This window comes from Balneola vulgaris DSM 17893, from assembly GCF_000375465.1.
GTDB lineage: Bacteria > Bacteroidota > Rhodothermia > Balneolales > Balneolaceae > Balneola > Balneola vulgaris.
Genome location: NZ_AQXH01000010.1, coordinates 1 through 20,900, shown reverse-complemented (window position 1 = coordinate 20,900; position 20,900 = coordinate 1). Strand labels below are relative to the sequence as shown.

Here is a 20,900-nt window from a genome sequence, read left to right as displayed (position 1 = left end):
GAGATTCCAGTAATTCAAGGTTCTGCTTTAGGCGCGCTTAACGGCGAGGCACAGTGGGAAGAGAAAGTAGTTGAGTTAATGGCTGCTGTAGATGAGACGATCCCGACTCCAGAGCGTGATGTAGACAAAGCGTTCCTAATGCCAGTAGAGGATGTATTCTCTATNACTGGACGTGGAACAGTAGCTACAGGNCGTATCGAGCGTGGTGTGTTGAAGCTAAACGATGAGATTGAGATTGTAGGTATCGTAGAAGCACCGATGAAGAGTGTTGTTACAGGTATCGAGATGTTCCGTCGTCTACTTGACCAAGGTCAAGCGGGTGATAACGCAGGTATTCTTCTNCGTGGTATCAACAAAGAAGACATTCAGCGTGGAATGGTATTATGTAAGCCAGGCTCAATCACCCCACACAAGCAGTTTGAGTGCGAGGTATACGTACTAAGTAAAGATGAAGGTGGACGTCATACTCCATTCTTCAAAGGCTACCGCCCGCAGTTCTACTTTAGAACTACAGACGTAACAGGAGCATGTGAGCTTCCAAGTGGCGTTGAGATGGTAATGCCTGGTGATAATGTGAAGTTGAGCGTTGAGCTCATTCAGCCAGTGGCGATGGAAGAAGGTCTACGTTTCGCAATTCGCGAAGGTGGACGTACTGTAGGCGCTGGTGTGGTAACTAAAATCTTAGATTAAGGAGTTCTGATCCGTGGCAACACAACAAAAAATCAGAATAAAGTTAAAGTCATACGATCATAATTTGATCGATAAATCAGCTGAAAAGATTATTCAGACTGTGAAATCAACTGGTGCGGTAGTATCGGGTCCAATCCCACTACCTACCCGTAAAAGTATCATTACTGTTAACAAATCTGTGTTCGTAGACAAAAAGTCTCGCGAGCAGTTTGAATACCGTTCTCACAAACGTTTGATCGATATTCTCTCAACAGGTTCACAAACAGTTGACGCCTTGATGAAGCTTGAGCTTCCATCAGGTGTAGATGTAGAAATTAAAGTTTAACCGAAAGGATCAGAACACCATGAGTGGTTTGGTAGGAAAAAAAGTTGGGATGACAAGCGTCTTTGACGAATTAGGCCGCAGTATACCTGTGACTGTCGTTGAAGTTCCAGCCTCTGTTATTACCCAAATCAAAACAGAAGAAACAGACGGATACAATGCCGTTCAACTTTCTTCTTTTGATAGAAACAAAAAGAATGTATCAAAATCTGTAAACGGCCACTTTGACAAAGCCGGAACAGATGCTAAAGCAGTAGTTAAAGAATTCAGAAATTTTATTCCTGAAGGACTAACTGTAGGCGATGAATTGAAAGTTGAAGATGTATTTAGCGTTGGTGATGTAATCGACGTTGCAGGTACTTCAAAAGGTCGTGGATTTGCCGGCGTAATTAAGAGACACAACTTTAGTGGTGTTGGTGATGAGACTCACGGTCAGCATAACAGATTAAGAGCCCCTGGTTCTATCGGTGGTGCTTCTGATCCAGCTCGTGTATTCAAAGGAATGCGTATGGCTGGTCAGTACGGAAATGAGCGAGTTAAAGTAAAGAACTTAAGTGTTGCTCGTATTATTTCAGAGTCTAACCTAGTGTTGATCACAGGTTCTGTGCCTGGCCCTAATGGTGGTTACGTAGAATTATTAACCAAACCGTCAGCGTACTAAGATCATGAAATTAGATATTTATAAAATCGACGGAAAAAAGACGAGCAAGAAAGCTGACCTTAGTGATTCAATCTTCGCGATTGAGCCTAACGAAACAGCAATCTATGAAGATGTTCGTCGCCACATGGCTAACAAGCGCCAAGGTACTCATAAGACCAAAGAGCGTAACGAAGTAACTGGTAGTACTAAGAAATTGTATCGCCAGAAAGGTACTGGTAATGCACGTCGCGGTTCTGCTAAGTCTCCACTTTTAAGAAAAGGTGGTACTGTATTCGGACCTCAGCCACGTGACTACAGCTTTAAATTAAACAAGAAAGTTGTTCAACTAGCTCGTAAGTCTGCACTATCTGTAAAAGCAGCAGCTGAATCAATTACTGTTGTTAGCGATTTTAGTTTTGATACTCCAAAAACCGCTCAAATTGCTGATATGCTTTCAGCATTTGAATTAGCTGGAAAGAAAGTATTAGTACTTACTGCAGAAACTGATAAGAACATCTTTAAGTCTGCTAGAAATATTCCTGGTGTACAAGTTGTTGAAGCTAACAAGCCAAACACTTACCAGATCTTGCACGCAGATGCAGTAATCATTCAAGAAAGCGCTGTTTCAGTATTGGAAAACAGCATTGAACAAAAAGCTGAGGAGGCTGCAGCATGAGTATCCTAATCAGACCGGTTATTACCGAGAAATTAACTCGTATTCAGGAAGAAACTGGCAAAATTGCTTTCGAAGTAAAGCAAACTGCTACTAAGCCTGAAATCAAAAGAGCAATTGAAGTTGCTTATCCTGGCGTAAAGGTTGCTAAAGTGAATACCATGATTATGCCATCTAAGCCAAAAGGTAGATTCACCAAAAGTGGGTACCAAGCTGGTAGAACTAGCACTTGGAAGAAAGCAATTGTAACCATTAAAGAAGGTGAAATAGACTTCTTTGAAGAAGTATAACATCTGAGTAGTTATGGCAACAAGGAAATTAAAACCAACAACTCCAGGAACAAGACATAGAATTGCTCCTGTATTTGATGACGTTACTGCAAAATCACCGCTTAAGCGTTTAACTGCAGGTAAAGGACAATCAGGTGGACGTAACCACCATGGTCGCAAAACTTCTCGCCATAGAGGTGGGGGGCACAAGCGTAAGTACAGAATCATTGATTTTAAACGTAGTAAGTTTGACATCCCTGCTAAAGTACAGACCATCGAGTACGATCCGAATAGAACTGCTCGTATTGCTCTTATTGCTTATGCTGATGGTGAAAAAAGATATATCATTGCTCCTAATGGACTAAAAGTTGGAGATACTATTATCTCTGGCGAGAAAGTAGCTCCAGATATGGGTAATGCTCTACAACTAAGACATATGCCTCCGGGTACATTCATCCACAACATTGAGTTAGTACCTGGTAAAGGTGGTATTCTTTGTAGAGGTGCAGGTACGGTTGCTCAGCTTCTTGGTAAACAAGAGAAATATGTGAGTGTTAAACTTCCCTCTGGTGAAGTACGCTTGATCTTAGGTACTTGTATGGCAACAGTTGGATCTACAAGTAACCCAGATCATATGAACACTACGATTGGTAAAGCTGGTCGTAGCCGTTGGTTGGGTCGTCGTCCACAAACTCGTGGGGTTGCGATGAACCCGGTTGATCACCCAATGGGTGGTGGTGAAGGTAAATCTTCTGGTGGACATCCACGTTCACCTTGGGGAACATTCGCCAAAGGTAAGAAGACTAGAAATCGTAAGAAGTTGTCTTCGAAGTACATCATCAGAAGAAGAAACGCTAAGAAATAACAATACTAAGTATGCCACGCTCATTAAAGAAAGGCCCATTTGTACATTATAAGCTTCAGAAGAAGATTGAAGAAGCAAGCGAAAGCGGAAGCAAAAAAGTGATTAAGACTTGGTCTAGATCTTCTATGATTACTCCAGACTTTCTTGGTCTTACTCTTGCTGTACACAATGGAAAGCAATTTATCCCTGTATTTATTACAGAGAACATGGTAGGTCACAAACTTGGTGAATTTGCACCATCAAGAACTTTCCGTGGTCATCCAATGAAAAAGGCTAAATAAGGTAACCGATAGAAATGGATACACCAGTTTTAGAAGCACGCGCAGTGCAACGACATTTAAGAAGAGCCCCACGCAAAGTTAGATTACTAGCTGATGCTGTTAGAGGCGAACGTGTTGACCGAGCTCTGAAAAGACTTGAATTCACAAAAAAAGGTTCAGCAAACGAAGTAGCTAAAGTTATCAAGTCTGCTGCTGCCAACCTTCGCGACAAATTCCAGGAAGAGCGTTTCGATGATGAAAACCTGGTTGTTAAAACCATTTTTGTTGACGAAGGAGTAACGTTGAAGAGAATTCAACCAGCACCGATGGGTAGAGCTCATCGTATAAACAAGCGTAGTTGCCACATCACTGTTGTTGTTGCAAAACGTGAAGAAGAAATTGTAAATAACTAAACGAGCAGAATCTTGGGACAAAAGACAAATCCAGTAGGCTTTAGATTAGGCATCATTCGCGGTTGGGACTCTAACTGGTATTCAGAAGACAACCAGCCAGCATTGATCATGGAAGACGAAAAACTCCGTGAGTACTTGCAGGCACGTCTGCGTAATGGTGGATTATCTAACGTTGTTATCGAAAGAACTCCAAAGCGTATTCTCTTAACTCTTAGAACTAGCCGCCCAGGTGTTATCATCGGTAAAGGTGGAGAGCAGATCGAATTACTTCGTGAAGAGCTTAAGAAAATCACTAGCAAAGAAGTTCAGATTAACGTTAGTGAAATCAAAAGACCTGAACTTGATGCAAGTTTAGTTGCACAAAATATTGCTCAGCAGCTTCAAAGCCGTGTTTCTTTTAGAAGAGCTATGAAAACTGCCATTGCTTCTGCAATGAGAATGGGCGCGAAAGGAATTAAAGTTCGTTGTGCTGGCCGTTTAGGTGGTGCTGAAATGGCACGTACCGAGCAGTACAAAGAAGGTCAAATTCCTCTACACACACTTAGAGCTGATATTGATTATTCAAATACAACTTCTAATACCATTTATGGTTCAATCGGTGTAAGTGTTTGGATTTTTAAAGGTGAAATTATCGGCGATGTGGATTTAACTCCGGGTGCTAAAGCTGCTCAGGAAGCTGAATCAAAGAGAGGCCGACGTGGTGGTAACGATCGTGATCGTAGAAATAACCGCCGTAGAAGCCGTAATCGCAATAGATCAAATAATTAAAAGCTAGTAGATAACGATGTTAGAGCCAAAAAGAGTAAAACGCCGCCGAGTACATCGCGATAAGCTTAAAGGCAATGCTAACCGCGGTCATCAGATTAACTTCGGTGATTTCGCACTTAAAGCATTAGAGCCTAAGTTTATTACTTCTCGACAAATCGAGGCTTGCCGTATTGCAATTGCACGTTCATTACAACGTGACGGACAAACCTTTATCAGAATTTTCCCTGATAGACCAATGACAAGTAAACCTGCTGAAACTCGTATGGGTAAAGGTAAAGGTGCTTTAGATCACTGGGTGGCAGTTGTAAAACCAGGTAGAATTCTATTTGAAATCGCTGGTGTATCAGAAGAAAGAGCTCGTGAAGCTATGCGTCGTGCATCTCACAAGCTTCCAATCAAAACCAAATTTGTTGTCCGTAGAGACTTCAAAGGGTAATTAGGAGGCGAATTATGAAAGCGCATGAACTAAGAGAATTATCTACCACAGAATTAAATGCTCGTCTTAAAGATGAGACAGCAGCATTACAGAAACTGAAGTTTTCAAAAGCAGTAACTGGGCAGTTAGAAAACCCTGCTCGTATTACAAATCACAGACGTGAAGTTGCTCGCTTGAAAACCATTATTAATGAAAAAAATAGTGCTGAGTAAGCGTTAGGAATTCACTATGGCAGAACTAGAAAGAGCACAACGTAGAGAAAGAACTGGACGAGTTGTAAGTAACAAGATGGATAAAAGCATCACCGTTGCTGTTGATCGTCAGGTAAAACACGCCATTTACGGTAAGTTTATCACAAAAACTACCAAGTACATGGCTCATGATGAAAATAACGAAGCGAATATAGGGGATGTAGTACGCATAATGTCTACTCGTCCACTTTCCAAGCGCAAAACATGGCGCCTGGTATCAATCGTAGAAAAAGCTAAATAAGGTTTTAGGATAAACGATGGTACAAACGCAAACAGTATTACAAGTAGCTGACAACAGCGGAGCTAAGAAAATTATGTGTATCAAAGTGTTGGGTGATTCTCGACGCAGATACGCAAAAGTTGGAGACCTTATCTCTGCTTCTGTTAAAACGGCACTACCAGGCGGTAACGTTAAGAAAGGTGATGTTATCAAAGCCGTGATAGTGAGAACAAAAAAAGAATACCGCAGAAGAGATGGTAGTTACATCCGATTCGACGAAAATGCTGCGGTAGTAATTAACAAAGACCAAGAGCCTGTAGGCACACGTATTTTTGGCCCTGTTGCTCGCGAACTTCGCGAGAAGAGCTTTATGAAGATTGTGTCGCTAGCTCCGGAAGTACTTTAAAAGGATTAGAGTAATGCCACGTAGGTTTAATACACAGAAGAAATTGAATGTAAAGAAAGGCGACGAAGTTAAAATTCTCGCTGGTTCAAATAAGGGCGATACTGGTCGTGTACTTATGGTTTACCCAGACAAGGACCGTGTTCTTGTGGAAGGTATCAACCTTAAAACACACCACACTAAGCCTTCACAGGACAACCCACAGGGTGGACGTCTCAAAAAAGAGGCTCCTATCCATATATCAAATGTGATGGTGATCGACCCGACCACTAACGAACCATCTAGAATTGGTCGCAAACGAATTGAAGAAAACGGCAATGGTCGTTGGGTTCGTTATGCTAAGGCCAGTGGCGAAATTTTGGACAAATAATTTAGTGTGATAAAAAATGGCTGAAGCAAGACTATACACACAGTACAAAGAAGAAGTAGTTCCTAAGTTAAAGGAAGAATTTAGCTACGCGAATCCTATGAGCGTACCTAAGCTGCAAAAGATCGTAATCAACGTTGGCGTTGGTGAAGCAATCCAAGACAAGAAAGTTCTTGATGTGATTGTGAACAACATCGCTGAAATTACAGGTCAAATGCCAGTTACAACCAAGGCTAAAAAGTCTATCTCTAACTTTAAGTTAAGAGAAGGCATGCCGATCGGATGTAAGGTAACTCTAAGATCACGTATCATGTACGAATTCTTAGATCGTTTGATCAACTTGGCTCTGCCAAGAACTCGTGACTTTCAAGGCGTTCCTGATAAGAGCTTCGATGGCCGTGGTAACTATACCATGGGTATTAAAGAGCACACTATCTTCCCTGAGATTGATACGGACAAAGTTACTAAGCTACACGGTATGGACGTGACCTTTGTAACATCAGCAGAAACCGACGAAGAGGCATTCGCTTTGCTTAAGCATTTCGGAATGCCATTTAAAAGAAGAAACTAAGAGATACTCTATTATGGCTAAGAAAGCTTGGATAGCACGTAACGAGAAAAGAAAAGCAACTGTTGAAAAGTACGCTGAGAAGCGCAAAGCATTAAAGGAAGCTGGAGACTATGAAGGTCTTCAAAAACTTCCTCGCAATGCAAGCCCTACTCGAGTTCGCAACCGTTGTAGTATAACTGGACGTAGCCGTGGCTACGTAGGCCGCTATGGAGTGTCACGTATTAAATTCCGTGAATTAGCTTTAGCCGGTAAGATCCCAGGCGTAAGAAAAGCAAGCTGGTAAAAATAATATCTGAAAAGCAATGACTGATCCAATAGCAGATTTTTTAACACGTATTAGAAATGCCCAAACTGCAGGGCATCGTAAAGTTGATGTACCAGCTTCGAAATTGAAGCGTGCAATGGCCAAGATCTTAGTTGATAAAGGCTATATCGCAAAATTCATCAACATTGAAGACGGAAAACAAGGTGTAATAAGAATGTTCCTTAAATACGATTCTTATGGACACCCAGTGATCCGTGATTTGAAGCGCTACTCAAAGCCTGGCTTAAGAGTGTACGAAGGTTCTGCAAATGTACCTCGCTCTCAAAATGGCCTCGGAGTAGTGATAGTTTCTACTTCTAAAGGTGTAATGACAGATAAAGAAGCTCGCAAGCTTAATGTAGGCGGCGAAATACTTTGCACCATTTATTAAAATAGAGTTTAGATTATGTCTCGAATTGGAAAATTACCTATACCACTAACCGACAAAGTAGATTTTAGTATTGGTGCCGACAATCTTATCACTGTTAAAGGCGATAAAGGTACTACTACTCTAAAATTGCACCCAGATGTTAGTGTTGAGAAAAACGAGAACGAAGTACTCGTTAAAAGAGCTAGTGACCTAAAAGAACACCGTGCATTACATGGACTTTACCGTTCATTAATCAACAATATGGTGATTGGTGTTACAGAAGGATACACTAAGAAATTAGAGATCGTAGGTGTTGGTTTCCGTGCCGCTGTAAATGGCGAAGTATTGGAACTAAACCTTGGTTATTCTCACCCTATATTCTTTGTACCACCAGAAGGAATTAAAATTGAAGTAGATACTAAGAGTAGTAAAAACCCTATTCTGGTAATTACTGGTATCGACAAAGAATTAGTTGGACAGGTATCTGCAAAGATCCGCTCATTTAGAAAGCCAGAGCCATACAAAGGTAAAGGTATTCGCTACGTAGGTGAGCAGATTCGTCGTAAAGCCGGTAAATCAGCTGCTAAATAAGGAATTTTGATATGAATAAGACTCAAAAGACAACAGAACGCAGAAATAAAATTAGACGTCGCATTAGTTCTACTATCCGTGGAACTGCAGAGCGTCCAAGACTTTGCGTTTACAAAAGCAACGCGAACACCTATCTACAGATCATTGATGATGCTGCAGGTGCAACTCTTGCTGCAAGCAAGGCGCCTATTGGTGTAGACAATGCGAAGAAAGCGGGCGAAGATATTGCCAAACTCGCTCAGGAAAAAGGAATAACAAAAGTTGTATTCGATAGAAGCGGATACAAATACCACGGTATCATTAAGGCGGCAGCAGACGGTGCTCGCTCCGGTGGACTACAGTTTTAATTGAACGGTTTAAGCAATGCCTAAAGTAAGAAGAAAACAATCTATCCCAGCTGCGAATCTTAACCTTGAAGAAAAGTTAGTACACGTAAACCGTGTTGCTAAAGTAGTAAAGGGTGGTCGCAGATTTAGTTTTAACGCAATTGTTGTAGTAGGAGACGGAAATGGCGTTTGTGGCCATGGTCTTGGAAAAGCAAATGAAGTATCAGATGCTATCCAAAAAGGCTTCGACAATGCTAAAAAGAATTTAATTCGAATCCCTCTTACTAAAACTAAGAGTATTTACCATCCAGTAGTTGGTAAAGCCGGTGCCGGAAAAGTATTACTTAGACCAGCTTCTGATGGTACAGGTGTAATTGCCGGTGGTGCTGTTAAAAACCTATTGGACGTTGCAGGTGTACACAACATCCTGTCTAAGTCTCAAGGCTCTTCGAACCCTCACAACATGGTTAAAGCTGCGTTTAAAGCGTTAAGCGAATTAACTGATCCTGTTGAGGTTGCTCAAAGAAGAGGCGTATCACTAAACAAAGTATTTGAAGGTTAATACCTAATTTATTCGATCATGGATCTACATAATTTAAAAGCTCCGGCTCCAAATAATAAAAACAGAAAGCGCGTTGGTCGTGGTGAAGGTTCTGGACACGGCGAGCAATCTGGTCGTGGACATAACGGTGCTAAATCGCGTTCTGGTTACAAAAGACGTGCTTGGTTCGAGGGTGGTCAAATGCCACTTCAAAGACGTATTCCTAAGTTTGGATTCAAAAATCCAAACCGTGTTGAATTCCGTCCAATCAACCTGCACACTATCGCCGAATTCGTTGAGGCTGGAAAGCTAAACGAATCAATTACTATCGCTGACTTAGTAGAAGCTGGCTTAGCTCACAAAAATGATAAAGTGAAGCTATTAGGGAATGGTGAGTTCGATACTAAAGTAGAAATCGAAGTTCACGCTGCTAGTAAATCTGCTATTGAGAAAGTTGAAAAAGCAGGCGGTAAAGCTAACGTAATCTAAAACTAATTAGGGCCTAGGGGTTAATGAGTCTAATAGAAAACTTCCGCAATATTTTTAAAATCGAAGACCTAAAGAATAGGATCTTTTATACGATCGGTATTTTGATGGTTTACAGAGCTGGTAGTTACATCACTCTTCCAGGTGTTGATGCTTCCGCTCTTATTTCAGGTGCAAGTGATGCTTCTAGCTTACTTGGATTATTTGATCTGTTTGTGGGAGGTGCATTCTCCAGAGCAGGTGTATTCGCACTGGGTATCATGCCTTACATTACGGCTTCCATTATCATTCAGTTAGCGGGTGCTATCGTACCTTACTTTCAGAAACTTCAACGTGAAGGTGAAGAAGGTAGACGTAAGATCACTCAACTAACGCGATATGGTACCGTTGTAATTACAGCATTCCAGGCCATTGCATTCTCAATTAACCTTATTGCTACAGCGCCTCAGGCTATTGTAGTAAACGAATTTGCCTTCACGATCACTGCAATGATCGTACTAACCGCAGGTACCGTATTTGTAATGTGGTTGGGTGAAAGAATTACTGAAAGAGGTATTGGAAACGGGATATCCTTAATCATTATGATTGGTATCATCGCCATACTTCCAGCAAACTTCTATAATGAAGTAACAACTAAGAGTAACGCAATTCTTGTAATTATTGAATTAGCAGCTCTAGTATTAGTGATCGCAGCAGTTGTGATGTTAACACAGGGAGTAAGAAAAATTCCTGTACAGTACGCAAAACGAGTTGTTGGTCGCAAAGTTTACGGTGGTACTACTCAGTATTTACCACTAAAAGTGAACGCAGCAGGTGTGATGCCAATTATCTTTGCTCAGTCTATTATGTTTATTCCGAGCACAATTGGTCAGTTTTTTCCTGAAAATGAAACAGTACAGTACTTAACCGCTTGGTCAGCAGACTTCACAGGTTGGACTTACTCTATCATCTTCTTCTTCATCTGTGTGTTCTTTACATTTTTCTATACGGCTATCGCCATCAATCCTAAGGAAATGGCAGATACCATGAAAAGACAAGGTGGTTTTATCCCAGGCGTACGTCCTGGTAAAGCAACCGTTGAGTTCATTGATAATATTTTAACCAAGATCACACTTCCTGGTTCTATATTCTTATCTTTAGTTGCCATCCTTCCAGCAATTGCAACGAATGTTTTAGGAGTTACTCCTGGCTTCGCATTGTTCTACGGTGGTACAAGTCTATTGATTATTGTTGGTGTAGCATTAGATACACTTCAACAAATTGAAAGTCATTTGATGATGCGTCACTACGACGGGTTCATGAAGACTGGAAAAATCAAAGGCAGAAGAAGAGCATAAAATGATTTACCTTAAGAGTGAAAATGAGATAGACAAAATGCGCGAAAGTGCGCAGTTAGTCTCAAGGACACTTGCTGAAGTAGGTAAATTAATAGAACCTGGTGTCGAAACCGGATATTTAGATCGAGTAGCTGAAGAATATATTTCCAAGCATAACGCTCGACCTGCATTTAAAGGTTACGGCCCAAAAGGAAATGAATTTCCAGGAACACTTTGCATCAGTGTAAACGATGAAGTGGTTCATGGAATACCAGGTAGCCGTAAGCTGCAAGAAGGCGATATCGTTTCGGTGGATTGTGGTGTTGAAATGAACGGCTATTTTGGAGATCACGCTTTTACTTTTGAAGTAGGAGATTGTGATGAAGAGGCTACTAAATTACTTCGTGTAACTTTAGAGTCGCTTTACAAAGGAATTGAGCAAGCAACTCACGGCAATAAAATGGGTGACGTTGCATATGCGATTCAAAGTCATAACGAAAGTCATGGCTTTGGAGTAGTAAGAGATTTGGTTGGTCATGGCATTGGTAAATCATTACATGAAGATCCATCAGTGCCTAACTTTGGCCGCAAAGGCAAAGGTGAACGACTAAGAGAAGGAATGACTCTCGCGATAGAACCTATGATTACAGTAGGAACTTGGAGAGTTAAAACATTGGATGATGGCTGGACAATTTGTACAGCCGATGGGAGCCTAGCGGCACATTTTGAACATGATATTGTAGTTCGCGAAGGAAAAGCTGAAATTCTCAGTACTTTTGATTATATTGCCGAGCTCTCGCAGAAATATGAAAAAATAATTTACCATGGCTAAACAAGAGCCCATTAAACAAGACGGAGAAATCATTGAAGCCTTGCCAAACGCACAGTTTCGTGTGCAGTTGGATAATGGACATGAATTACTTGCTCATGTTTCCGGTAAAATGAGAATGTACTACATAAAAATATTACCTGGTGATCGTGTAGCGGTAGAAATGTCGCCATATGATCTTAGTAAAGGTAGAATCACATATCGATATAAATAAACTGATATGAAAACTAGATCTTCAGTTAAAAAAAGAAGTTCAGACGACAAGATTGTTAGACGCAAAGGTCGTTTGTATGTAATTAATAAGAAAAACCCACGCCATAAGCAGCGTCAGGGTTAATACTAATAGCGTATATATATGGCACGAATTGCTGGAATTGATTTACCTAAACAGAAACGAGGCGTAATTAGCCTTACTTATATTTATGGAATCGGGCCTACTACTGCTAAGCAGTTGCTTGAGCGGGTTGGTATTGATCCAGATACGAAAGTTCAAGACTGGGATGAAGCTCAGGTGATAGAACTTCGTAAGATTCTTGATGAAGAATATAAAGTAGAAGGTGCACTACGTAGCGAAGTAAATGGCAACATTAGAAGACTCATCGAAATTGGTAGTTACAGAGGCGTTCGCCACCGTAAAGGTTTACCAGTTCGTGGGCAACGTACTCAAACTAATGCGCGCACCAGAAAAGGTAAAAAACGTACTGTTGCTGGTAAGAAGAAAGCAACGAAGTAAATATAATCGTATTTAATTATGGCTAAGAATCAATCAAAAACTTCAGCTGCTTCTTCTAAGAGAAAAAAGAAAAAGCAGATTACTGATCCAAATGGAATGGCTTTCGTGAAAGCTACTTTCAATAATGTAATTGTAACTATTTCTGACGCAGACGGCAACGTGCTATCATGGTCTTCAGCAGGAAAAGAGGGCTTTAGAGGTTCTAGAAAGAACACTCCATATGCTGCTCAGTTAAGTGCAGAAACTGCAGCGAAAGCCGCTTATGAAATGGGACTTCGTAAAGTTGAAGTTTTTGTTAAAGGACCAGGTTCTGGTCGTGAAGCAGCAGTTCGTGCAATGGCAAGTGCAGGTTTAGAGGTTACTTCTATCAAAGATAGAACCCCTATCCCACACAATGGTTGCCGCCCACCAAAACGTAGAAGAGTTTAATCAGTAAGACTTATATATAATGGCAAGATATAGAGGCCCAAAACAGAAAAAAGCTAGACGATTCAAAGAAGCAATCTTTGGACCAAGTAAGGCATTAGAAAGAAAACCTTACGGTCCAGGACAGCATGGTAGATCTAGATTCAACCGTAAGTCTGAATACGCTATCCAGCTTGAAGAGAAGCAAAAAGCAAAATACACTTACGGCTTGTTAGAAAAACAATTCCGTAATCTTTATGAAGCAGCTACTGCTAAAGATGGTGTAACCGGTGAAATCTTACTACAATCGCTAGAAAGTAGATTAGACAATACTGTGTTCAGAATGGGATTTGCTAAAACTAGACGTCAAGCACGTCAGTTAGTAAACCACAAGCATATTGTAGTGAACGGTGGTGTTGTAAACATTCCATCATTTGTAGTTAAACCTGGTGATGTTATTTCCCTACGTCCTAAGTCAAGAAACTTAGAAGTAGTTGATGATGCCTTAAGCGGATCTTCTAGAAGTAAGTACAAGTGGGTAGAAACAGACGTTAAGTCTAGAACAGGTAAAATGTTATACGTGCCAACATTTGAAGAAATACCTGAAAACATAAATGTTCAGCTTATTGTTGAGCTTTATTCTAAGTAATTCTAAAATTTTTATTCGATATGAGTAATTACAGTATTCAAATGCCTGATAGTTTAGATGTAGTCAAAGACGAAAATAGCTTTGGTACATTTGTTCTACAGCCCCTAGAGAGAGGATTCGGAGTTACTATCGGTAACTCGTTTCGTCGAGTACTGCTATCATCATTGCCAGGTATCGCAATCACTGCTATTAAAATTAATGGCGTTGATCATGAATATTCTAGCATTAAAGGTGTTAAGGAAGATGTATATGAAATCATCCTTAACTTCAAGCAAGTTCGTTTCAAGCAAGTTGAGCAAAGCAGCGGTGTAATCCACTTAACTAAAAAGAGTGGTGCTACACTAACTGCTAAAGATATCGACGATGCTACTGCAGATTATGAAGTACTGAATCCTGAGCTTGTTATCGCTAATTTAGCTGATGATGCTGAATTAGAAATTGAATTAAGAGTTGGAAGAGGCCGTGGTTACGTGCCAGCTGAAGAAATGTCGTTTGAAGAAGAGGATATTAATCTAATTCCTATCGATGCAATCTTCACTCCAATTAAATCAGTTAAGTTCAATGTTGAGAATGTTCGTGTAGGACAGCGTACCGATTATGAAAAATTGGTAATGGATGTTGAAACCGATGGATCTGTAAATGCTAAAGAAGCTCTTACCATTGCTGGTAAAATTCTTAAAGAGCATATCGAAAAATTCATCACTGAAAAAATTGAAGAGCCATTTACACAAGAGGAAGAAGAAGTTGACGCAGAGAAGCAACGAGTTGCTAATCTGTTGAGAACTAGTATTGAAGATCTGAATCTAAGTGTAAGAGCTTATAACTGCTTGAAATCTGCTAATATTAATTCTATTGGTGAGTTAGTATCTAGAGATGAGCAAGACCTATTAAAGTTCCGTAACTTCGGTAAGAAATCTTTGACCGAGCTTTTAGAAGTTATTGAAGAGAAGAATCTTCAGTTCGGAATGGATGTATCAAAATATTTAGACTAAGTAGTAAAGGAATAAAAAATGCGCCATAGAGTAAAAGGTAGAAAACTAAGTCGTACGGCTTCTCACAGAAGAGCAACAATGCGTGCACTTGCTATCGCTCTTATCAGAGAGCATAGAATTGTTACTACTGTAGCCAAAGCCAAGGAACTAAGAATGTTTGTTGAACCTCTGATTACACGTGCTAAAGAAGACGTGCATCACAATAGAAAAGAGGTTTTCTCATCGCTTCAAAACAAAGAGGCTGTGAAGGCCATCTTTGATGAAGTAGGACCAAAGGTTGGTGACAGACCTGGTGGGTACACTAGAGTGATCAAAGCTGGCTTTAGAGCTGGTGATGGAGCCGAAATGGCAATCATTGAGTTAGTAGATTTCAATGATATTCAACCAGAAGGAAATACTACTAAGAAGAAGCGTACTCGTAGAGCTGGTAAGGCGAATAAGCCAACCACAGATGAGGCCGTAGAAGCTAAATCTGAAGCAACTACTGAAGAAGTAGAGGCTAGCGAAGAGACGTCGTCAGAAGAAGAGTCTTCCGACAAAAAATAATTATTGAATTATTGTTACAAGAAGTGTTGTACACTTGTACGACACTTCTTTTTTTGTGCCCTAATACCCCCAGAGAGTATTAAAAACGGCACCGTCAAAAAAAGTTTAGATTTTTTCTAAAATAAAGTTGACATCGAGGTGAAACATCCCGTATCTTTGGAATCTGTTTCGGAAATGAAATCATCACAACGAAACAAACAGTTCTTTGGACATTATTGAAGCATAAGACAGATTGTTTGTGCGAGCTTATGAAGTTATTCTTTTGAATGATGGAGTGTAGGACCGAGCTCACAGAGTATATATAAATTATTTACAATGGAGAGTTTGATCCTGGCTCAGGACGAACGCTGGCGGCGGGCTTAACACATGCAAGTCGAAGGAGAAGGTGACTGCTTGCAGTCACTGGAGACTGGCGGACGGGTGAGTAACGCGTAGCTAACCTGCCTTTAGCTGGGGGATAACATTCCGAAAGGGATGCTAATACCGCATAATGCAGCGGGGCCGCATGGCCACAGTTGTTAAAGGTTTCGACCGGCTAGAGATGGGGCTGCGTACTATTAGTTAGTTGGTGAGGTAACGGCTCACCAAGGCGATGATAGTTAGGGGGTCTGAGAGGATGATCCCCCACACTGGGACTGAGACACGGCCCAGACTCCTACGGGAGGCAGCAGTGAGGAATCTTGCGCAATGGGCGAAAGCCTGACGCAGCCACGCCGCGTGCCGGATGAAGGCCCTATGGGTTGTAAACGGCTTTTGAGGAGGAAGAACGACTGGATTTCGATCTGGTGTGACGGTACTCCTTGAATAAGCACCGGCTAACTCCGTGCCAGCAGCCGCGGTAATACGGAGGGTGCAAGCGTTGTCCGGAATCATTGGGTGTAAAGGGTGCGTAGGCGGGCTATTAAGTCTGGGGTGAAATCTTGCCGCTTAACGGTAAAATGGCCCTGGATACTGGTAGTCTTGAGTGTAGAAGAGGTAAGTGGAATTCGTAGTGTAGCGGTGAAATGCATAGATATTACGAAGAACATCAGTGGCGAAGGCGGCTTACTGGTCTACAACTGACGCTGAGGCACGAAAGCGTGGGGAGCGAACAGGATTAGATACCCTGGTAGTCCACGCTGTAAACGATGCATACTAGGTGTTGGCCTTTCGGGGCCAGTGCTGCAGTTAACGCATTAAGTATGCCACCTGGGGAGTACGTCGGCAACGATGAAACTCAAAGGAATTGACGGGGGCCCGCACAAGCGGTGGAGCATGTGGCTTAATTCGATGCAACGCGAGGAACCTTACCTGGGCTAAATCCACAACGCTACCTCTGGAAACAGAGGGTTTCTTCGGAACGTTATGGAAGGTGCTGCATGGCTGTCGTCAGCTCGTGCCGTGAGGTGTTGGGTTAAGTCCCGCAACGAGCGCAACCCCTGTAGTTAGTTACCAGCACGTAATGGTGGGGACTCTAGCTAGACTGCCTACGCAAGTAGTGAGGAAGGTGGGGACGACGTCAAGTCATCATGGCCCTTACGTCCAGGGCTGCACACGTGCTACAATGGATGGTACAGAAGGTCGCCACTCAGCGATGAGGAGCAAATCTTTAAAACCATTCTCAGTTCGGATCGGAGTCTGCAACTCGACTCCGTGAAGTTGGAATCGCTAGTAATCGCGTATCAGCAACGACGCGGTGAATACGTTCCCGGGCCTTGTACACACCGCCCGTCAAGCGATGGAAGTCAGGAGTACCTAATGTCGGTGAGCCAACCCTTTGGGGGGCAGCTGCCTAGGGTAAGCCTGGTAACTGGCGCTAAGTCGTAACAAGGTAGCCGTACCGGAAGGTGCGGCTGGATCACCTCCTTTCTAAGGAGAGCAACGACGTTTTACACGAGCTCGTAACAAACAATCTGTCCTATGCTGCAAAATGGAAAGCAGAGCAGTGGAGGTAGCCTGCGGCCAGCGCGTAGCTGGTGAGGTGCAACCGCCCAAGTAATTGGGGCTTGTAGCTCAGGTGGTTAGAGCGCACGCCTGATAAGCGTGAGGTCGGAGGTTCAAGTCCTCCCAAGCCCACTTTTCCAAAGAGAGGGGGCTATAGCTCAGCTGGCTAGAGCACCTGCTTTGCAAGCAGGGGGTCCGGGGTTCGAATCCCCGTAGCTCCACACATTTTTAAGGTGGCCGGGCGCGAGGCGCAGCCGCTGTGGATGGCATAATAGAGTGAGTGGGTTGGCAACAACCCCGGTCTTATGCGCGATAATTAATGAATATTGTTGGTTGGCCCTTGCGGGTGCAACTGGCCCTACCGCGGGGTACGCGGAGTTCTTTGACATGGTGAAAAAGTATAACAATGTAAGGTTTGATGAGGATTCTCATCAGACCCAGTATCACGTATTATGTACGTGATGCGCCTAGGGTAGCTGCGAGAGGTGTAGTACTTCTCGCGGCCCACAAAAACAAGCTCAAATAACTGCGTATGCTTGTGCGCCTCGCGAGGGGTCGTGCAAGTCATATAAAATAAGCAATGAAGGGCACACGGTGGATGCCTAGGCATGCAGAGGCGAAGAAGGACGTGTAAAGCTGCGATAAGCTGCGGGGAGTTGCAAAAGAACTTTGATCCGCAGATTTCCGAATGGGGCAACCCACTCTAATTTATTAGGGTATCCTTTCGAGGAGGCATACCCGGGGAACTGAAACATCTAAGTACCCGGAGGAAGAGAAAACAATAGTGATTCCCCAAGTAGTGGCGAGCGAACGGGGAGGAGCCCAAACCATGTCCTACGGGGCGTGGGGTTGTAGGACCTGCGTAATTCAAGTAATCTTAAATCGAAGCTGTCTGGAAAGCAGCGCCACAGAAGGTGAAAGCCCTGTAGGTGTACCGATTATTTGAAGGCGGGTATCCTGAGTAGCGCGAGGCCGGTGAAACCTTGCGTGAACCAGCCGGCACCATCCGGTAAGGCTAAATACATCTGCATGACCGATAGTGAACCAGTACCGTGAGGGAAAGGTGAAAAGAACGCCGAGAAGGCGAGTGAAATAGTACCTGAAACCGTGTGCTTACAAGCGGTCGGAGCAGCATTTATGTTGTGACGGCGTGCCTTTTGTATAATGAGCCTACGAGTTGCTCCTGTTGTGCGAGGTTAAGCCCCTTAGGGGTGGAGCCGTAGCGAAAGCGAGTCTGAATAGGGCGTGCAGTACAGCGGGGCAGACGCGAAACCAAGTGATCTATCCATGGTCAGGGTGAAGCGGTGGTAAGACACCGTGGAGGCCCGAACCGGTTGACGTTGAAAAGTCTTCGGATGAACTGTGGATAGGGGTGAAAGGCCAATCAAACTTGGAGATAGCTCGTACTCCCCGAAATATATTTAGGTATAGCGTCTGGTTTTGTCTCACCGGAGGTAGAGCACTGATTAGGCTAGGGCCCTTCACCGGGTACCAAACCTAGACAAACTCCGAATACCGGTGACGAGCCGCCAGGCAGTCAGTCGCAGGGTGATAACGTCCTGTGGCGAGAGGGGAACAACCCAGACCACCAGCTAAGGCCCCTAAATACAGGCTAAGTTGATCAAAGAAAGTTGAGTTGCTCAGACAACTAGGAGGTTGGCTTAGAAGCAGCCATTCCTTTAAAGAGTGCGTAATAGCTCACTAGTCAAGCGACTCGGCGTCGATAATAAGCGGGCATAAGTCTGTTGCCGAAGCTGTGGGATTGAAAGATCGGTAGGGGAGCATTCCAGTGGCGTTGAAGTTGTCTCGCGAGAGATGGTGGAGCGACTGGAAGCGAAAATGTAGGCATGAGTAACGATAAGACGGGTGAAAAACCCGTCCACCGTAAACCCAAGGGTTCCTGATCAACGCTAATCGGATCAGGGTTAGTCGAGACCTAAGGTGTACCCGGTAATGCCGGGGAAGCCGATGGCAAAGCGGTTAAATATTCCGCTACCGCGACCAACGCGTGGCTAAGGCGTGACGCAGAAGTGACACTCCCGCGTGCTGACGAATGCACGTTAAAGGGCGTAGGCCAGGAGATAGGCAAATCCGTCTCCTATTAAGGCTGAAACCTGACAGTACCTGGATTCTTCGGATGAAGGGATAGTGGAGGTAATCATGCTGCCAAGAAAAGCGTCGTAGTTTGTTGGAAGCGCTCGTACCCCAAACCGACACAGGTGGGTGAGGAGAGTATCCTCAGGTGCTCGAGTAATTCATGGCTAAGGAACTAGGCAAATTAGATCCGTAACTTCGGGAGAAGGATCCCCTGACTTTGTCAGGGCGCAGTGAAAAGGCCCAAGCGACTGTTTACCAAAAACACATGTCTCTGCTAAGCCGTAAGGCGATGTATAGGGACTGACACCTGCCCGGTGCTGGAAGGTTAAAGAAGGGGGTTAGCTTCGGCGAAGCCCTTGACTGAAGCCCCAGTAAACGGCGGCCGTAACTATAACGGTCCTAAGGTAGCGAAATTCCTTGTCGGGTAAGTTCCGACCTGCACGAATGGTGTAACGACTTGGGCACTGTCTCGGCCATGAGCTCGGTGAAATTGTGGTATCGGTGATGACGCCGATTACCCGCAGCGGGACGAAAAGACCCCGTGAACCTTTACTACAACTTTACATTGGCTTTAGCTGTAATATGTGTAGGATAGGCGGGAGGCTTTGAAGCGGCGTCGCCAGGCGTCGTGGAGCCATCCTTGAAATACCGCCCTTGTTACAGGTGAAGTCTAACCCTTACGGGGGAACAGTGTATGGTGGGTAGTTTGACTGGGGCGGTCGCCTCCTAAAGAGTAACGGAGGCTCCCAAAGGTACCCTCAGCACGGTTGGCAATCGTGCGTAGAGTGTAAAAGCATAAGGGTGCTTGACTGCGAGACATACAGGTCGAGCAGGCACGAAAGTGGGGTTTAGTGATCCGGTGGCACCGCATGGAAGGGCCATCGCTCAAAGGATAAAAGGTACTCCGGGGATAACAGGCTTATCTCCCCCAAGAGTTCATATCGACGGGGAGGTTTGGCACCTCGATGTCGGCTCATCGCATCCTGGGGCTGGAGAAGGTCCCAAGGGTTTGGCTGTTCGCCAATTAAAGCGGTACGCGAGCTGGGTTCAGAACGTCGTGAGACAGTTCGGTCTCTATCTGCTGTGGGCGTTGGAATATTGAGGAGGGCTGCTCCTAGTACGAGAGGACCGGAGTGGACGAACCGCTAGTGTACCTGTTGTGTGGTCGCATGCATCGCAGGGTAGCTATGTTCGGAAGTGATAAGCCGCTGAACGCATCTAAGCGCGAAGCACGCTCCAAGATAAGTATTCCCTATGAGCCTCCTGGAAGACGACCAGGTTGATAGGCGGCAGGTGTACGCATGGTAACATGTTTAGCCGAGCCGTACTAATTAGGCCATTGGCTTTGTTTATATGGCTTGCACCGCCACCTCGGCGGGCAAGTGCAGTAACAGCTCTTGTTATACTTTTTCTTCACCCCGAGCAATCGGGGACATGTCAAAGAACTTACTTTTTTTATTGAATCATTTTTTGAAGGTGGCCATTGCGCAGGGGTCCCACCCGTTCCCATCCCGAACACGGAAGTTAAGCTCTGCAGCGCCGATGGTACTGCAATCGTGGTAGAGTAGGTCGCCGCCTTCTTTTTATTTTTTACCCTAAACCCTTTATTCACACCGAATAAAGGGTTTTTTTATGCCCTTTAGT

The 20,900-nt window shown here is 43.6% G+C and carries 30 protein-coding genes, 2 tRNA genes and 3 rRNA genes; all 35 read left to right on the top strand.

What is annotated here, in order from left to right:
• Positions 1-690, top strand: a 690-nt coding sequence (locus tag B155_RS0112500; protein ID WP_018128447.1) for an EF-Tu C-terminal domain-related protein, incomplete at its 5' end; no start/stop codon positions are given.
• Positions 691-703: 13 nt separating this feature from the next.
• Positions 704-1,015, top strand: coding sequence for a 30S ribosomal protein S10 (gene rpsJ / locus B155_RS0112495; protein WP_018128596.1), 312 nt, complete (start codon positions 704-706; stop codon positions 1,013-1,015).
• A gap of 19 nt (positions 1,016-1,034) precedes the next feature.
• A complete protein-coding gene (rplC, locus tag B155_RS0112490) occupies positions 1,035-1,673 on the top strand; it encodes a 50S ribosomal protein L3 (protein ID WP_018128595.1) in 639 nt (212 codons plus the stop codon).
• 4 nt (positions 1,674-1,677) lie between these two features.
• Complete coding sequence (gene rplD / locus B155_RS0112485) at positions 1,678-2,328, top strand: 50S ribosomal protein L4 (protein WP_018128594.1); 651 nt, start codon at positions 1,678-1,680, stop codon at positions 2,326-2,328.
• Positions 2,325-2,615, top strand: coding sequence for a 50S ribosomal protein L23 (gene rplW, locus B155_RS0112480; RefSeq protein WP_018128593.1), 291 nt, complete (start codon positions 2,325-2,327; stop codon positions 2,613-2,615). Before rplD ends, rplW begins: the two co-directional genes overlap by 4 nt.
• 13 nt (positions 2,616-2,628) lie before the next feature.
• Positions 2,629-3,459 (top strand): 50S ribosomal protein L2, encoded by an 831-nt coding sequence (rplB, locus tag B155_RS0112475; RefSeq protein ID WP_018128592.1) that lies wholly within the window; start codon positions 2,629-2,631, stop codon positions 3,457-3,459.
• Between the two features lie 11 nt (positions 3,460-3,470).
• The gene (gene rpsS / locus B155_RS0112470) at positions 3,471-3,740 is read left to right on the top strand and encodes a 30S ribosomal protein S19 (protein WP_018128591.1); all 270 of its coding nucleotides are present in this window, start codon (positions 3,471-3,473) and stop codon (positions 3,738-3,740) included.
• Between the two features lie 14 nt (positions 3,741-3,754).
• The gene (gene rplV, locus B155_RS0112465; protein ID WP_018128590.1) at positions 3,755-4,132 is read left to right on the top strand and encodes a 50S ribosomal protein L22; all 378 of its coding nucleotides are present in this window, start codon (positions 3,755-3,757) and stop codon (positions 4,130-4,132) included.
• A gap of 12 nt (positions 4,133-4,144) precedes the next feature.
• On the top strand, positions 4,145-4,900 hold the full coding sequence (rpsC, locus tag B155_RS0112460; protein WP_018128589.1) for a 30S ribosomal protein S3: 756 nt from the start codon (positions 4,145-4,147) through the stop codon (positions 4,898-4,900).
• Between the two features lie 16 nt (positions 4,901-4,916).
• A complete protein-coding gene (gene rplP / locus B155_RS0112455) occupies positions 4,917-5,336 on the top strand; it encodes a 50S ribosomal protein L16 (RefSeq protein ID WP_018128588.1) in 420 nt (139 codons plus the stop codon).
• 14 nt (positions 5,337-5,350) lie between these two features.
• On the top strand, positions 5,351-5,548 hold the full coding sequence (rpmC, locus tag B155_RS0112450; protein ID WP_018128587.1) for a 50S ribosomal protein L29: 198 nt from the start codon (positions 5,351-5,353) through the stop codon (positions 5,546-5,548).
• Positions 5,549-5,564: 16 nt separating this feature from the next.
• Positions 5,565-5,828: a 30S ribosomal protein S17 gene (rpsQ, locus tag B155_RS0112445; RefSeq protein WP_018128586.1), complete on the top strand. Its 264-nt coding sequence runs from the start codon at positions 5,565-5,567 to the stop codon at positions 5,826-5,828.
• A 16-nt stretch (positions 5,829-5,844) separates the two neighbouring features.
• Entirely contained in the window at positions 5,845-6,213 is a 369-nt protein-coding gene (rplN, locus tag B155_RS0112440; protein ID WP_018128585.1) for a 50S ribosomal protein L14, read from the top strand.
• A gap of 13 nt (positions 6,214-6,226) precedes the next feature.
• Positions 6,227-6,580, top strand: a complete 354-nt coding sequence (rplX, locus tag B155_RS0112435) for a 50S ribosomal protein L24 (RefSeq protein ID WP_018128584.1) — start codon at positions 6,227-6,229, stop codon at positions 6,578-6,580.
• A gap of 16 nt (positions 6,581-6,596) precedes the next feature.
• Complete coding sequence (gene rplE / locus B155_RS0112430) at positions 6,597-7,148, top strand: 50S ribosomal protein L5 (protein ID WP_018128583.1); 552 nt, start codon at positions 6,597-6,599, stop codon at positions 7,146-7,148.
• A gap of 13 nt (positions 7,149-7,161) precedes the next feature.
• On the top strand, positions 7,162-7,431 hold the full coding sequence (gene rpsN, locus B155_RS0112425) for a 30S ribosomal protein S14 (protein WP_018128582.1): 270 nt from the start codon (positions 7,162-7,164) through the stop codon (positions 7,429-7,431).
• Between the two features lie 19 nt (positions 7,432-7,450).
• A complete protein-coding gene (gene rpsH / locus B155_RS0112420) occupies positions 7,451-7,843 on the top strand; it encodes a 30S ribosomal protein S8 (RefSeq protein ID WP_018128581.1) in 393 nt (130 codons plus the stop codon).
• Positions 7,844-7,858: 15 nt separating this feature from the next.
• On the top strand, positions 7,859-8,413 hold the full coding sequence (gene rplF / locus B155_RS0112415) for a 50S ribosomal protein L6 (RefSeq protein ID WP_018128580.1): 555 nt from the start codon (positions 7,859-7,861) through the stop codon (positions 8,411-8,413).
• 11 nt (positions 8,414-8,424) lie between these two features.
• On the top strand, positions 8,425-8,760 hold the full coding sequence (rplR, locus tag B155_RS0112410) for a 50S ribosomal protein L18 (RefSeq protein ID WP_018128579.1): 336 nt from the start codon (positions 8,425-8,427) through the stop codon (positions 8,758-8,760).
• Between the two features lie 16 nt (positions 8,761-8,776).
• Positions 8,777-9,301 carry a 30S ribosomal protein S5 gene (gene rpsE, locus B155_RS0112405; protein WP_018128578.1) on the top strand — a complete coding sequence of 175 codons (525 nt, stop codon included), beginning with the start codon at positions 8,777-8,779 and terminating at the stop codon, positions 9,299-9,301.
• Positions 9,302-9,319: 18 nt separating this feature from the next.
• Entirely contained in the window at positions 9,320-9,769 is a 450-nt protein-coding gene (rplO, locus tag B155_RS0112400; protein ID WP_018128577.1) for a 50S ribosomal protein L15, read from the top strand.
• Between the two features lie 23 nt (positions 9,770-9,792).
• Positions 9,793-11,103 (top strand): preprotein translocase subunit SecY, encoded by a 1,311-nt coding sequence (gene secY / locus B155_RS0112395; protein ID WP_026167351.1) that lies wholly within the window; start codon positions 9,793-9,795, stop codon positions 11,101-11,103.
• 1 nt (position 11,104) lies between these two features.
• Entirely contained in the window at positions 11,105-11,914 is an 810-nt protein-coding gene (gene map / locus B155_RS0112390) for a type I methionyl aminopeptidase (RefSeq protein WP_018128575.1), read from the top strand.
• On the top strand, positions 11,907-12,125 hold the full coding sequence (gene infA, locus B155_RS0112385) for a translation initiation factor IF-1 (RefSeq protein WP_018128574.1): 219 nt from the start codon (positions 11,907-11,909) through the stop codon (positions 12,123-12,125). Before map ends, infA begins: the two co-directional genes overlap by 8 nt.
• A gap of 6 nt (positions 12,126-12,131) precedes the next feature.
• The gene (rpmJ, locus tag B155_RS13790; protein ID WP_071594720.1) at positions 12,132-12,248 is read left to right on the top strand and encodes a 50S ribosomal protein L36; all 117 of its coding nucleotides are present in this window, start codon (positions 12,132-12,134) and stop codon (positions 12,246-12,248) included.
• 18 nt (positions 12,249-12,266) lie between these two features.
• Positions 12,267-12,644, top strand: a complete 378-nt coding sequence (gene rpsM / locus B155_RS0112380; RefSeq protein ID WP_018128573.1) for a 30S ribosomal protein S13 — start codon at positions 12,267-12,269, stop codon at positions 12,642-12,644.
• Between the two features lie 18 nt (positions 12,645-12,662).
• Positions 12,663-13,073 (top strand): 30S ribosomal protein S11, encoded by a 411-nt coding sequence (rpsK, locus tag B155_RS0112375; protein WP_018128572.1) that lies wholly within the window; start codon positions 12,663-12,665, stop codon positions 13,071-13,073.
• A 19-nt stretch (positions 13,074-13,092) separates the two neighbouring features.
• Positions 13,093-13,698 (top strand): 30S ribosomal protein S4, encoded by a 606-nt coding sequence (rpsD, locus tag B155_RS0112370; protein ID WP_018128571.1) that lies wholly within the window; start codon positions 13,093-13,095, stop codon positions 13,696-13,698.
• Between the two features lie 20 nt (positions 13,699-13,718).
• Positions 13,719-14,690: a DNA-directed RNA polymerase subunit alpha gene (locus B155_RS0112365; RefSeq protein ID WP_026167350.1), complete on the top strand. Its 972-nt coding sequence runs from the start codon at positions 13,719-13,721 to the stop codon at positions 14,688-14,690.
• A gap of 18 nt (positions 14,691-14,708) precedes the next feature.
• The gene (gene rplQ, locus B155_RS0112360; protein ID WP_018128569.1) at positions 14,709-15,236 is read left to right on the top strand and encodes a 50S ribosomal protein L17; all 528 of its coding nucleotides are present in this window, start codon (positions 14,709-14,711) and stop codon (positions 15,234-15,236) included.
• Positions 15,237-15,548: 312 nt separating this feature from the next.
• Positions 15,549-17,084, top strand: a 16S ribosomal RNA gene (locus B155_RS13485).
• 133 nt (positions 17,085-17,217) lie between these two features.
• Positions 17,218-17,291 (top strand) — tRNA-Ile (locus tag B155_RS0112350).
• A gap of 15 nt (positions 17,292-17,306) precedes the next feature.
• Positions 17,307-17,380, top strand: a tRNA-Ala gene (locus B155_RS0112345).
• 350 nt (positions 17,381-17,730) lie between these two features.
• Positions 17,731-20,608, top strand: a 23S ribosomal RNA gene (locus B155_RS0112340).
• Positions 20,609-20,728: 120 nt separating this feature from the next.
• Positions 20,729-20,837 (top strand): 5S ribosomal RNA (rrf, locus tag B155_RS0112335).
• Together the 16S, 23S and 5S rRNA genes with 2 tRNA genes alongside form the textbook arrangement of a ribosomal RNA operon.
• Positions 20,838-20,900 lie beyond the last annotated feature (63 nt).

Excerpts from the sequence above, each read along its gene's own strand:
- rplC (WP_018128595.1), top strand. The coding sequence starts at position 1,035 with ATGAGTGGTTTGGTAGGAAAAAAAGTTGGGATGACAAGCGTCTTTGAC.
- rplD (WP_018128594.1), top strand. The coding sequence starts at position 1,678 with ATGAAATTAGATATTTATAAAATCGACGGAAAAAAGACGAGCAAGAAA.
- rplW (WP_018128593.1), top strand. The coding sequence starts at position 2,325 with ATGAGTATCCTAATCAGACCGGTTATTACCGAGAAATTAACTCGTATT.
- rplB (WP_018128592.1), top strand. The coding sequence starts at position 2,629 with ATGGCAACAAGGAAATTAAAACCAACAACTCCAGGAACAAGACATAGA.
- rpsS (WP_018128591.1), top strand. The coding sequence starts at position 3,471 with ATGCCACGCTCATTAAAGAAAGGCCCATTTGTACATTATAAGCTTCAG.
- rplV (WP_018128590.1), top strand. The coding sequence starts at position 3,755 with ATGGATACACCAGTTTTAGAAGCACGCGCAGTGCAACGACATTTAAGA.
- rplP (WP_018128588.1), top strand. The coding sequence starts at position 4,917 with ATGTTAGAGCCAAAAAGAGTAAAACGCCGCCGAGTACATCGCGATAAG.
- rpmC (WP_018128587.1), top strand. The coding sequence starts at position 5,351 with ATGAAAGCGCATGAACTAAGAGAATTATCTACCACAGAATTAAATGCT.
- rpsQ (WP_018128586.1), top strand. The coding sequence starts at position 5,565 with ATGGCAGAACTAGAAAGAGCACAACGTAGAGAAAGAACTGGACGAGTT.
- rplN (WP_018128585.1), top strand. The coding sequence starts at position 5,845 with ATGGTACAAACGCAAACAGTATTACAAGTAGCTGACAACAGCGGAGCT.
- rplX (WP_018128584.1), top strand. The coding sequence starts at position 6,227 with ATGCCACGTAGGTTTAATACACAGAAGAAATTGAATGTAAAGAAAGGC.
- rplE (WP_018128583.1), top strand. The coding sequence starts at position 6,597 with ATGGCTGAAGCAAGACTATACACACAGTACAAAGAAGAAGTAGTTCCT.
- rpsN (WP_018128582.1), top strand. The coding sequence starts at position 7,162 with ATGGCTAAGAAAGCTTGGATAGCACGTAACGAGAAAAGAAAAGCAACT.
- rpsH (WP_018128581.1), top strand. The coding sequence starts at position 7,451 with ATGACTGATCCAATAGCAGATTTTTTAACACGTATTAGAAATGCCCAA.
- rplF (WP_018128580.1), top strand. The coding sequence starts at position 7,859 with ATGTCTCGAATTGGAAAATTACCTATACCACTAACCGACAAAGTAGAT.
- rplR (WP_018128579.1), top strand. The coding sequence starts at position 8,425 with ATGAATAAGACTCAAAAGACAACAGAACGCAGAAATAAAATTAGACGT.
- rpsE (WP_018128578.1), top strand. The coding sequence starts at position 8,777 with ATGCCTAAAGTAAGAAGAAAACAATCTATCCCAGCTGCGAATCTTAAC.
- rplO (WP_018128577.1), top strand. The coding sequence starts at position 9,320 with ATGGATCTACATAATTTAAAAGCTCCGGCTCCAAATAATAAAAACAGA.
- secY (WP_026167351.1), top strand. The coding sequence starts at position 9,793 with ATGAGTCTAATAGAAAACTTCCGCAATATTTTTAAAATCGAAGACCTA.
- map (WP_018128575.1), top strand. The coding sequence starts at position 11,105 with ATGATTTACCTTAAGAGTGAAAATGAGATAGACAAAATGCGCGAAAGT.
- infA (WP_018128574.1), top strand. The coding sequence starts at position 11,907 with ATGGCTAAACAAGAGCCCATTAAACAAGACGGAGAAATCATTGAAGCC.
- rpmJ (WP_071594720.1), top strand. The coding sequence starts at position 12,132 with ATGAAAACTAGATCTTCAGTTAAAAAAAGAAGTTCAGACGACAAGATT.
- rpsM (WP_018128573.1), top strand. The coding sequence starts at position 12,267 with ATGGCACGAATTGCTGGAATTGATTTACCTAAACAGAAACGAGGCGTA.
- rpsK (WP_018128572.1), top strand. The coding sequence starts at position 12,663 with ATGGCTAAGAATCAATCAAAAACTTCAGCTGCTTCTTCTAAGAGAAAA.
- rpsD (WP_018128571.1), top strand. The coding sequence starts at position 13,093 with ATGGCAAGATATAGAGGCCCAAAACAGAAAAAAGCTAGACGATTCAAA.
- B155_RS0112365 (WP_026167350.1), top strand. The coding sequence starts at position 13,719 with ATGAGTAATTACAGTATTCAAATGCCTGATAGTTTAGATGTAGTCAAA.
- rplQ (WP_018128569.1), top strand. The coding sequence starts at position 14,709 with ATGCGCCATAGAGTAAAAGGTAGAAAACTAAGTCGTACGGCTTCTCAC.